An 11858-nucleotide genomic window follows, 5' to 3' on the forward strand; every position below is an offset into this window, starting at 1 on the left:
CCCCTGAGCAGCTTTTTTTTATATAAAAAGTGTCAAAAAGGGCATTTTCGAGGAATGTTTTCTCAATTAAATAAAAATAAAGCACTTAAAATCAGATGAAATACATTTCCGTGACCTATTTTATTTCAGAAGATCTATTTATCGCTGAAGCATTAAAAAAGAGCTTCCGAAGCGAAAAATGAGACAAAAAATACACTTTTTATACTGAAAATCCCTAAAAAGCATCAGCTGTATGATCCTGTTTATCTGAATTTCTCAAATACATAGGAAATTGCATCTGAAAAATGGCATTTTTGGGCCTACTCATGAGGAAAAGGCATATAATCAGCACCTTTTTACGCCTAAATATTGAAGTAGACTACTTCAGCCCGAATCGAAATTAGATTATTCGTTCCGTTAGGTTTTCCGCAGAAAATCACCTCCTTATTTAGCCACTTTTTGCCCCAGGATTGATTGTATCTTTTCCACTAGGTCATCCATTTCAAAAGGTTTGGCTATAAAATCATTTGCCCCCGCTTCCTTACATCTTGCACCGGCATCATGCAGGGCAGACATCATGAGCACCGGAGTATCTTTTAATTCGGGGTTATTTCGCAGACGGGCACAAACATCGGTTCCGTTAATGCCAGATATGAGCATGTCCAGCATTACCAAATCGATGTTTTCTTCAAGAATAAGCCTTTCAGTCTCTTCAGGTCTTGCCGTAACGATCACGTCATAATCGTAAAACTCGAGAAGCGTCTTGAGCATTTCCCCTATTCCGGAGTCATCATCGACAACCAGTATCTTCTTTTTATTCATTTTCATGTTTATTTTCAAGAAGCACAAAACTAAAGTCTGAACCTTCCCCTATTTTACTTTTTACTTCTATATAGCCGTTGTGGCGCTCAATAATTTCATTGGCAAGATACAAACCTATTCCAAACCCTGAGTAGGTCTCTTTACTTTCCACCCCTATTCTATAGAACCTTTTAAAGATATTCTTATGGAATTTTGCATCAATGCCTATTCCTTTATCCCTTACACTCACCGCTACCTTATCTGAACCTACTTTTATAACGTGAATCTGGATGTACTGGCTGTCGGGTGAATATTTGATAGCATTGGTGATAAAATTAATAAGCACCTGCCCTATCCTGTCTTTATCGGCAAATACCCGGGCCCTATGGGAGTGGAAAATCTCCATTTGGTGCTGTGTGTTGGTAAGCTTTATATCCTGAATTGTTTGCTCTACCATCTCGTTGAGATCAAATACCTCTTCTTTTAGCTCCAGCTTGTTTTCTTCGAGCCTTGATAGATCAAGAATTTCGGCAATGAGCCTTGTGAGGCGCACAATCTGGTTATCTATGCGCTCCAGGGACGGCTTAAGCGGAACATTACCGGGGATTTCCAGTTTATACTTTTCAAGCAGGTTTAGTAAGAGCTGCACGTAGCCCTTAATAGAAGTTACGGGAGTTTTTAGTTCATGGCTCACCATCTTGAGAAAATCTTCTTTTCTTTTTTCTTCTTCCTTAAGCCTTTGTATTTCGGTGCTTATACCAATCCACATGGTAATTTCTCCGTTCTCCCCTTTAACCGCTTCATTCCGGCTTAGGTGCCACAAGTAATTTCCATCTTTGTCCCTAAGCCTTAACTGCATTTCAAAGGTTTTCCCGGTTTTAAGGGAATGATTCCATTTTTTTCTAACCTCGTTCTCTTCGGAAGGGTGAATGAAGTTCTCCCAGCTATACTCTTTTAGTTGTTCAAAATCAAGACCTACAAAGTCATACCAATTTTGATTGAAGAAGATAGGTTTCCCATTGGCATCTGTATTAATAACCTTCCCCGGCATAAGATCGGCCATAAGTTTAAAATGGCGCTCCCTCTCCTTCAGAAGTGTTTTTGACTCGACCATTTCGGTGACATTCAGCCCCATATTGAGTATGCCTATAATCTCACCTTCCTCATTCCGCAGAGGCTTATAAGTGAAATTATAGTATCCGGTTTCCAAGCTGCCATTTCGCATAAGGTCTACCCTGTCTTCTTTACCCCAGTAAGTCTCCCCTGTAGTAAAAACTTTGTCCAGCAGATCGTGAAAAGGCTGCCCTTCAAGTTCGGGAAGCGCCTCCCGCAGCGATTTGCCTACTACCTCGCGTGTTTTCCCCCAAAGATCGATCATAGCATCGTTAGCAAGCTCTATGGTCATTTCCCTCCCCGTATAGACAGCCGTGGCTACAGTTGCCTGTTCTACTATAGAGCGAATGCGGTGCTCATTCTCTTTGATCACCTGTTCTTTGAGATAGTCGTCGTGCACATCGGTCACCGTACCTATGAGGCCTTCAAATTCTCCTTCAGAAGTCCATTTGGGTCGGCCACGATCTACCACCCACCTGTAGGAACCATTCTTATTCCGAAGCCTGAATTTTGCGTGATATTCTTTTCGTTCCCGGTGAGCTTCCATGAAATTTTGATAGATCTTATCGCGATCTTCAGGGTGTAATGCCTCCACCCACCCGGCACCCAACGACTCTTTCCTGGTTTGCCCGGTATATTGATACCATTCTTTATTGAGATAATTTCCTTCTCCCAACGGATTGGTAATCCAAATAATTACGGGTACAGTATCAATGACATTTCGCAGTTCTTTTTCACTGTTCTCCAGGCTTTGACGGTTAAGCACTTTTTCGGTGACGTCTATGGCATGAACAAAAATTCCCTCCACATTTCCGGCTGCATCTTTTATGGGCTGATACACAAAATCGAGCATCACAGTTTTTCCCCCATTCTCTCCCTTAAGATCAAGGCTTATTTCTTTACCAATAAAGGGTTTGCCGGTATTGTATACCCCATCAAGCATTTTTATGAAGCCTTGATTCTCTACTTCAGGAAGAACTTCTTTGACAGATTTCCCTATAATTTCACGAAATTCTAAAAGGTCCTGGTATTTGTGATTAGCGAGTTCAAAAATATGGTCTTTCCCTCTCAAAGTACAAATTAAAGCAGGTGCTTCAGAAAGTACTTCATGCAACAATTTACGGTAGTCAATATTCCCATCGGGAAGAACATGCACTTCGGTAAAACACAGAAGAAAATAAGTTTTTTGATTATAAAGGGGCAGCCGATTAGCATTAATTGAAAAACGATGCCTTTTAAGATTGGCTGAAGATAACAGAACCGGGAAATCTTTAACCGCCTCTTCTGAAGTTCTTAAGGTCTCCAGAAGTTCGGGAATTCGCGAAGACTCCTTCTTATCTTCAAGTAAAGACAGAAGGTTCATTCCTTGAAGAGTAGCAGGAGGCGTTTCAAAAACCTCATACATTTTGCGAGTTGCAGCCAGTATCATTCCCTCTTCATTGATCACCACGACAGGATCACGCAGGGAAATGAGGATATTTTTAACAAATTCTATCTTTTCAGGATCTTCCTTAAAAGGAACCTGGCTACTCTTCATAAAAAAGATATTTGTTAGGAAAAAAGCTAAAATAAACTTTTCGGGATGCTATTTTACAAAAGAAATCTCAAAATTTTAAATTAGAGTTAAAGTACAGAAACATTTATATAATTTCCCTAAAGACTTCTCCTTAAGTACAGAAACTTCCCTGATATTTTTATTTCCAAAAATAATTTATATCGTAATATTACAATAGATTAAGTAAATTGGCTGCCCGGCATCATTTACTAAAAAAACCGAAAAATAATTGTGGCCCCGGGGTCCATGTAAATTTGATTTTGATGTACATATGCTCAATGTAAAATGTAAAAAATGGGAGTAACGAAAAGCGACCTCTTCACAGAAGCTCAAAACGAGGTGGCACTGGCCGCCAAGGCACTGGCTCATCCTGCCAGGATCGCCATTATTGAATTCCTGCTAAAGTCGAACACCTGCTTTAATGGAGATTTGGTAAATGAACTGGGCCTGGCGCAGGCAACTATAAGTCAGCACCTACGCGAACTAAAAGATATTGGCATCATACAGGGAACTATTGAAGGCACGAAGGTGTGCTATTGCATCAACCCGCAGCGATGGAAGGAAATTCAGGAGAAGTTTAATGGCCTCTTCAACAAGTTTGAGGATCCTTCTTCAAATGACTGTTGCTAAATTTGCAACTGTCTCTAACTTCTCATGGCTTACTTAAGCTTATACAAAGTAGTTACTAAAACTCCTTTAAATCCGGGGGATTGAACTGATACCAATTGTTTTTCTTCCCTGGCCTGAAAATTAAACGGGGATGCGGAAAGGACAACACCACTCTGTTTTTTTAATCGGGTACCCTGCCCGGAGATAATGTTCATATTAGGCTCAAAATCTCCTTCCGGAAGGTGTTCGGTGAGAAGAACATAATTAAAACCGTATAATTTTTCAACCACGCTTTTTATCTCCTCATTCGATAAATGTTGCAGGACCTGTCTAAGAATTGCAACGTCTCCCAAAGGCAATTCATCTTTTGCAAGATCCAGGGTACAAAATTCTAAATTTTCTGCTTTAAACTTTTTCTTATTATGTGCTATAAGCTCTGGAACTATGTCCAGTGCAATATACTTCTCCGAGTATTTCACCAGGTCTTTACCAACATTAAAATCCCCACAACCAAGGTCACACACTATCGGAGGAGTTTCAAATTTTGATAAAAAAGCAGATACCACAGCTAAATATGGATTAACTGTCTCGGGTTGATGAGAGCCCAAACCAGAATAGAATTCAGATTTATCACCACCCCACAAGTTGTTTTCATAGATCTGCGCCATGGCATCTTTGGTAGGCCATGGTTTCTTTGTTTTACTATTTTTGGACATTATCAGCTGAAAAAAAATTTTTCTTTAGAAGCGCGAGTAATCAAACTAAGACAAAAATATAAAACCCGGAAGCACTAAAGATTGGAAACCACAATTCAATACACATTCTCAACGCTATAACCTTTTAGGATAATTATTTGTTAAGTTTCCAATTCTAATTGGTTTTAAGCCAGCTGTAGCAGAAATTTGCACGATGCAAGAAGATTATGGTGTAAGAGACAAAAAGCGGGAAAAGATAATACTCCTGGTACTGGGAACTTTAATCGCCCTCGGGCCATTTTCCATAGACATGTACCTTCCCGGCTTTGAGAGTATCGCAGAAGAATTTAGTATTACCAAAGCCCAGGTAGGCTTTTCACTAACCAGCTATTTTATAGGAATTGCCCTGGGGCAGTTAGCTTACGGACCTATTATGGACAGGTATGGCCGCAAGCGCCCCCTGCTCATTGGGCTCGTAATCTATGCAATTGCAGCAATGAGCTGCTTTTATTCACCAAACCTTACGTGGCTCATCATTTCCCGTTTCTTCCTTGCGGTAGGAGCATCTGCAGGAATGGTGGCTTCTAAAGCGGTAGTGCGGGATATTTTTCCTTCCGAAGAAGTGGCCAGGGCTATCTCCTTCCTCATGTTGATCATGGGAGGTGCGCCAATTATTGCTCCTACAGTGGGAGGTATGGTAATCGCTTACTTTTCATGGCATAGCATCTTTCTGGTGCTGGCAATTTTAGCCGGCCTGATGTTTTTTAGTGTTTTAAAATTTCTTCCTGAAAGTGTAGCTCCCGATGAATCGGTCAAGCTGGAATTAAAAAACATGACGTCTAAGTACTGGGGAATCTTTAGAAACAAAATTTTCCTGACTTTTTCCCTGGCCGGGAGTTTGACCATAGGTGCAATGTTCGCCTACATTTCAAACGCGCCTGTTTTGTTTATGGACAGGTTTAATATGAGTGAAACCCATTTTGGCTGGTTATTCGGACTCAATGCCGCCGGATTAATAGCCGGAAGTCAGCTAAACCGGCTGGTATTAAAACGCTACACCACCTTTAGAGTGACCATGGTAATAAGCGTGATCCTGGTAGGCCTGTCTGCGCTCTTCGTGCTAAACAGCTTTTTTGGAGGAAATTTCTATACAACAATCCTGTTGTTATTCCTGATCCTGTTTTTGCTGGGCTTTCAAAACCCAAATACTACCGCCCTATCTCTGTATCCGTTTGAAAAGAAAGCAGGAAGGGCATCGGCTTTGGTAGGAAGTCTAAAAATGATCCTTGGTGCTGTGGCTTCTTTTATCATTAGTAAGCTCACCGGTATTAGCATGCTCCCGCTGGCACTTACCATCCTCATTTGCCTGATAATTAGCTCTCTACTGCTCTTCCGGTTTCAGGCCAAAGAGAAAAGATCAATGGTGTTGATCACCAGGTAAGGAGGTAAATAGTTTTTTAAATGTAGTAAATCAGGAAAGTCATAAAGGCATCTACATCTAAAGCATCCTGTACTCTTCGACTGCACAAGTTAATATCAAAAAGATAGAGGTAAAAACCAAAAAACCCTCTAAATCAATAAGATAAAGAGGGTTTCTGTACTCGGAGCGGGACTTGAACCCGCACGAACATTGCTGTTCATTGGATTTTAAGTCCAACGTGTCTACCAATTCCACCATCCGAGCGTGGAACTTTATATGAAGCTCATTGGATTTTAAGACCAACGTGTTTAAAAAACAAACCCGGGCAACCCGGGTCTCTCCATGCAGAGCGAAAAACGGGATTCGAACCCGCGACCTCCACCTTGGCAAGGTGGCGCTCTACCAACTGAGCTATTTTCGCGTTTTAAAAGAACATCTCTCTTTCCAGAGAGTATTGCGGTGCAAATTTAATACATTTCTGAAACTGGCAAAGATTTTTTTGAAAAAACAACTGGGTTTTTTCTATCCCTAAACCCCCGCCTTCTGTCTGCTGGTAAGCATCCGCTTGATCTCATTGAGCTTCATCAAAGCCTCTACAGGCGTAAGTGTATTAATATCAAGATGATGAATCTCTTCCCTGAGCTCCTCAAGAATAGGATCATCAAGATTAAAGAAACTAAGCTGCATATCTTCTTCTGCCGATTTCTTTAAGGCTCCCGATTTTTCTTTCATCCCGTGGGAGTCTTCCAGCTTCTTCAAAATTTTATTGGCCCTTCTCAACACCTGTTGCGGCATTCCGGCCATTCGGGCTACATGTATCCCAAAACTGTGTTCACTGCCTCCTGGCACCAGCTTCCTTAAGAACAGCACATTGTCTTTTAACTCTTTTACTGAAACATTGAAATTCTTAATACGGTTAAAAGTTTCTCCCATATCATTCAGCTCGTGATAATGGGTAGCAAAGAGCGTTTTTGCTTTGGCAGGATGTTCATGCAAAAATTCGGTGATTGCCCATGCAATGGAAATTCCGTCGTAGGTACTTGTGCCCCGCCCAATCTCGTCGAGCAAAATAAGGCTCCTTTCCGAAAGGTTATTCAGGATACTCGCCGTTTCATTCATTTCTACCATAAAAGTAGATTCTCCCATAGAAATGTTGTCACTGGCACCCACCCTGGTAAAGATCTTATCAATAAGACCAATTCTTGCCGTCTCGGCAGGTACAAAACTGCCCATTTGTGCCATGAGTACGATAAGTGCTGTTTGCCGTAGAATGGCCGACTTACCACTCATATTGGGCCCGGTGATCATGATGATTTGTTGATTCTCCCTGTCCAGGTAAACATCATTGGCAATATAAGCTTCCGAAAGCGGCAACTGCTTCTCTATTACCGGGTGCCTTCCATTAGTGATCTCCAGTTCAAAAGAGTCATCTATTTCGGGTTTGCTGTAGTTTGCGAGGATCGCGTGCTGTGCAAAAGAACACAGGCAATCCAGCTGACCTATTATAGTAGCATTCTGCTGTACCGGCTGAATATAATCTCCAATCCAGGTGACCAGCTTTGTAAAGATCTCCTGCTCCAGGTGCAGTATTTTCTCTTCGGCCCCCAGAATTTTCGCTTCATATTCTTTTAGCTCCTGGGTAATATAACGTTCGGCGTTTACAAGGGTTTGTTTTCGCACCCAGCTCTCGGGCACCTTATTTTTATGGGCATTGCGCACCTCAATATAATAGCCAAAAACGTTGTTGCTCCCAATCTTGAGCGACGTGATCCCGGTGGCGGCACTCTCCCGCTCCAGCAGCTTATCTAAATAATCGCGGCCCGAAAATGCTATTTTTCGAAGTTCATCCAGCTCGCCTGAAAATCCTTCGGCAACAGTATTCCCCTTCTGAATATTCACCGGCGCATCCTCGTAGAGCGTCTCTTTTATTTTATTCCGAAGCAAATCACAGCTCTGCAAATTCTCCCCCAGCACTTTAAGCGCCTCTTCCCCCGACTCTGTTGCCAGGACCTTCACAGGGATCACAGCCTCCAGGGAATTCTTTAACTGAATCACCTCCCGCGGACAAACCTTCCCAGTGGCTACTTTAGAAATAAGCCGCTCCAGGTCACTGATCTTCTTGATATGGTTTCTCGTTTTTTCGAGAATTTTGGTCTTCTCTACCAGGTAGGCCACCACCCGGTGCCGTCTTTTAATTTTTTCAGAATTCTTAAGAGGTAACGCCAGCCAGCGCTTCAACATTCTCCCGCCCATGGGCGAAATAGTGTGATCAATAACATCTAGCAGCGTAACTGCATTTTGGGCGTTAGAAGTGTATAGTTCAAGGTTGCGGATTGTAAACCTGTCCATCCACACATATTCCTCTTCGGCAATGCGCGTAATCCCGGTAATGTGCTGCAGGCGATGGTGCTGGGTCTCGCCCAGATAATAAAGTACTGCCCCTGCCGCAACAATTCCCTCAAGCAGGTGCTCCACTCCAAAACCCTTCAAAGATTTTGTACTAAAGTGGGTATTGAGGTTTTCATAAGCGTAATCGTGCTTAAACACCCAGTCTTCAAGAAAAAATACGTGATGATCCTGCCCAAAACTGCTGTAAAATTCCTTTTTCTTCTGCTTTGGCACCAGCACTTCACTGGGACTAAAATTTTGAAGTAGCTTGTCAATATAGTCTGCCGTTCCTTCTGCAACCAAAAATTCTCCGGTAGAAACATCCAGGAATGATATTCCCAGCGACTTTTTTCCGAAGTGAACCGCACATAAAAAATTGTTGGTCTTGCTTTGCAGCACTTCATCATTCATAGCCACACCGGGTGTCACCAGTTCGGTCACCCCACGCTTTACAATCTTTTTGGTGAGTTTAGGATCTTCAAGCTGGTCGCAAATGGCCACCCGCTCCCCCGCTTTTACCAGCTTTGGCAGGTAAGTGTTAAGGGAATGATGCGGAAAACCGGCCAGTTCACTGCGCTCACTCCCATTATTGCGGTTAGTGAGCACAATATTGAGAATATGCGAAGCTTTCACAGCATCTTCTCCAAAAGTCTCGTAAAAATCGCCCACCCTAAACAGCAACATGGCATCAGGATATTTCTTCTTGATCTTGTTGTACTGCTGCATTAAAGGCGTGACCTTCTTCTCTGATTTTCCTGACACTGGACTCAATTTTTTTGCTGAGGGCTAAAATATACATTCTCTCCCTTTAAAGATAATCTTCCCTTTTCTCATTTTCAAACTTTTATCCACAACCTGTCAACCAACATTCTTAATTTATGCTGAAGTGAAATTCAACGCCCTGCTATTTTCTGAAAGTACTGCTGAATTCTCTATTTTTGGCACATGGAAAACCGAAAGCTGAAGAACAGCGAGCTCGATAGAAAATCTACTGAAGAATTTAAGTCGGCCAGAAAGACGCCGGTAATTGTCATTTTAGACAACGTGAGGAGCCTGAACAATATAGGTTCCGTTTTTCGTACTGCCGATGCTTTCTTAATCGAAAAAATCTATCTCTGCGGAATCACAGCCACTCCGCCACATAAAGATATTCATAAAACTGCCCTTGGGGCTACCGAAACTGTTGCCTGGGAGCATCGTGAAGATGTTCTGGAACTGGTAAAAGAACTGCAGCAGCAAGAAGTAAAAGTATACTCGGTAGAACAAGCCGAAGGCGCCGAATTCCTCGATGCCTTTACTCCTCAAAAAGGGCAAAAATACGCCCTCGTCTTTGGTAACGAAGTAAAAGGCGTACAGCAAAAAGTAGTATCGGCCAGCAACGGCGTCCTGGAAATTCCGCAACTGGGCAGCAAGCATTCTTTAAATATTGCCGTTAGCGCCGGAGTGGTGCTATGGGATGTGTTTTCGAAGATGAAATATTCTTCCTAAATAAATTTACCCTGTTCTTTTTCCATTGATGAAAAAGAACCAAAAAATCTAGGCTTAAGAACCTTTGCCTAAATTTTAGGAACTCGCGGGAATTAAGGTGCAAAAAAGAAACAATCTTCACGCTCAAACCTGCCTACCGGCAGGCAGGCAGCCTAAAATTTTACGGCAGCTGCACTTCAAATTTTACGTCAAATGTTCTTAGGCCGTTAAACACATTATCGAACTAGCGTGTAGAGGTCAGGTTCAACCTCGAATTTTTAATCCTTTTTATCAATTTTTAAAAGTAAATTTCTCCGGGGCAAGCCCACGGAGCATTATATAGGAGAACACGTTTTCAGACTTTAAACATTTACTAACGAGGCAAGCCTCGGAGTATTTACCCCCTTAGAATAAAGCTTACGTTTAAATCGATCCTACGGAATTCAAAACTGCAAAAAGAGAAATTCTGCGAAAATCTGCGGAATCAGCGGGAAACCTGAAGAAGTTAGAAGTACGAAATTAAAAGTACGAAGAAAAAATAGGAGATTTCTTTTGCGAGCTTTGCGCCTCCTCAGCGGTCTCTGCGTGAACTCATAACTTCCCGGCAACACAAATCTCCTTAAACTTTGAACATTGAACCGGATTAACCCGTAATTTCCTCCAGCAACTTCAAATAATCCTCTCTTCTTTTCACAAAATCAAGTTCAGAAATATCGATTATCTTGACGTTTAGTCCGGGTTGCGACTTGATAAAGGAGAGGTAGCTGCGATTGATATTTGCCAGGTAATCGGCTTCAATATTCTGCTCGTATTCCCGGCCACGTTTTTTGATGTTTGCCAGCAATCTTTCGGTATTTTGATAGAAATACACATAAAGATCGGGTTTTACCAGCTCCTTGTACATGAGGTTAAACAGCTTCTGGTAAAGCGAATATTCGTCTTCGTGCAGCGTGATCTTGGCAAAAATGAGGGATTTGAACACATCATAATCTGAAACCACGAAATCTTTAAAAAGGTCGTATTGCGCCAGATCATCTGAAAGCTGCTGATACCTGTCGGCCAAAAAAGACATTTCCAGCGGAAAAGCATATCGCGATTTATCTTCATAAAACTTCGGAAGGAAAGGATTATCCTTAAACCGCTCCAAAATCAGTTTGGCATTGAAATCCTGCGAGACCATGGTCGCAAAGCTGGTCTTCCCGGCACCAATATTTCCTTCAACCGCGATATAATTAAAATTGGAAAAGGAGAATTTCTTCGGAAGCTGAAGTTCTTCAGAAATACATTTTAAACCCGATTTTTCTAAGGTGTCAAAAAGGGCATTTACAGACAGCTTTTTTACGGGATGTTTTACTTCCGAAGCAATATCGGCAAGCGGCGCCAGTACAAAATTGCGGTGATGCATTTCGGGATGTGGCACTGTAAGATCTTCCGAAGTGATTATTTCATCTTCAAAAAGTAAAATATCAAGATCTATAGGCCTGTTTTGATATCCACTACCAATTTTTCTCTCGCGGCCCAGCTTTTTCTCTATCGCGAGCAGTTGTTTTAAAATTTTATGTGGCTTAAACCTGGTTTGCACCAGAATACAGGCGTTGAGGAAAGCGTTGCCTTCAAATCCCATCGCTGGGGTTTCATAAACCGCCGAAACTGCCCTTACATCTCCTGTTTTTTGATGAATTTCTTCAATAGCGCGTTGTAAAAAAACAAGTCTGGCACCTTCATTGCTTCCTAGAGCTATAAATACGGTTTTTAAAGGGTTCAAGAGATCTTAAGAGAATTTTAGTAAGACGGGATCAAGTATTTCACAGCAAATTAAACAAAACAAATG

At 41.9% G+C, this 11858-nt stretch carries 8 protein-coding genes and 2 tRNA genes; 3 read left to right on the forward strand and 7 right to left on the reverse strand.

The features are described 5' to 3' along the window. Window positions 1-423 precede the first annotated feature (423 nt). Both V5739_RS04535 and V5739_RS04540 read right to left on the reverse strand, forming a co-directional pair. The gene (locus tag V5739_RS04535; RefSeq protein WP_423819834.1) at window positions 424-801 is read right to left on the reverse strand and encodes a response regulator; all 378 of its coding nucleotides are present in this window, start codon (window positions 799-801) and stop codon (window positions 424-426) included. Beyond that, window positions 794-3430, reverse strand: coding sequence for a PAS domain S-box protein (locus V5739_RS04540; protein WP_423819835.1), 2637 nt, complete (start codon window positions 3428-3430; stop codon window positions 794-796). Before V5739_RS04540 ends, V5739_RS04535 begins: the two co-directional genes overlap by 8 nt. Window positions 3431-3742: 312 nt before the next feature. Here V5739_RS04540 and V5739_RS04545 point away from each other — a divergent pair, with 312 nt between their 5' ends. Further along, window positions 3743-4078 carry an ArsR/SmtB family transcription factor gene (locus V5739_RS04545; protein ID WP_423819836.1) on the forward strand — a complete coding sequence of 112 codons (336 nt, stop codon included), beginning with the start codon at window positions 3743-3745 and terminating at the stop codon, window positions 4076-4078. A gap of 29 nt (window positions 4079-4107) precedes the next feature. Here the strand turns inward: V5739_RS04545 and V5739_RS04550 are convergent, their stop codons facing one another. Next, window positions 4108-4725: a class I SAM-dependent methyltransferase gene (locus V5739_RS04550; RefSeq protein ID WP_423819837.1), complete on the reverse strand. Its 618-nt coding sequence runs from the start codon at window positions 4723-4725 to the stop codon at window positions 4108-4110. 241 nt (window positions 4726-4966) lie between these two features. Here V5739_RS04550 and V5739_RS04555 point away from each other — a divergent pair, with 241 nt between their 5' ends. Beyond that, on the forward strand, window positions 4967-6193 hold the full coding sequence (locus V5739_RS04555; RefSeq protein ID WP_423819838.1) for a multidrug effflux MFS transporter: 1227 nt from the start codon (window positions 4967-4969) through the stop codon (window positions 6191-6193). A 157-nt stretch (window positions 6194-6350) separates the two neighbouring features. On the opposite strand, the gene V5739_RS04560 is transcribed toward V5739_RS04555, so the two are convergent. The 3 genes from V5739_RS04560 to mutS all read right to left on the reverse strand — a co-directional run bounded on the left by V5739_RS04560 (window position 6351) and on the right by mutS (window position 9286). Further along, window positions 6351-6436: transfer RNA gene (locus tag V5739_RS04560), tRNA-Leu, on the reverse strand. Between the two features lie 84 nt (window positions 6437-6520). Then, window positions 6521-6593, reverse strand: a tRNA-Gly gene (locus tag V5739_RS04565). A gap of 107 nt (window positions 6594-6700) precedes the next feature. Beyond that, on the reverse strand, window positions 6701-9286 hold the full coding sequence (gene mutS / locus V5739_RS04570; protein WP_423820444.1) for a DNA mismatch repair protein MutS: 2586 nt from the start codon (window positions 9284-9286) through the stop codon (window positions 6701-6703). 219 nt (window positions 9287-9505) lie between these two features. On the opposite strand from mutS, the gene V5739_RS04575 reads away from it, so the two are divergent. Next, window positions 9506-10048 (forward strand): RNA methyltransferase, encoded by a 543-nt coding sequence (locus tag V5739_RS04575; RefSeq protein ID WP_423819839.1) that lies wholly within the window; start codon window positions 9506-9508, stop codon window positions 10046-10048. Between the two features lie 622 nt (window positions 10049-10670). On the opposite strand, the gene folK is transcribed toward V5739_RS04575, so the two are convergent. Next, window positions 10671-11792: a 2-amino-4-hydroxy-6-hydroxymethyldihydropteridine diphosphokinase gene (folK, locus tag V5739_RS04580; RefSeq protein ID WP_423819840.1), complete on the reverse strand. Its 1122-nt coding sequence runs from the start codon at window positions 11790-11792 to the stop codon at window positions 10671-10673. Window positions 11793-11858 lie beyond the last annotated feature (66 nt).

Source organism: Salinimicrobium sp. TIG7-5_MAKvit (assembly GCF_049569215.1).
GTDB lineage: Bacteria > Bacteroidota > Bacteroidia > Flavobacteriales > Flavobacteriaceae > Salinimicrobium > Salinimicrobium profundisediminis.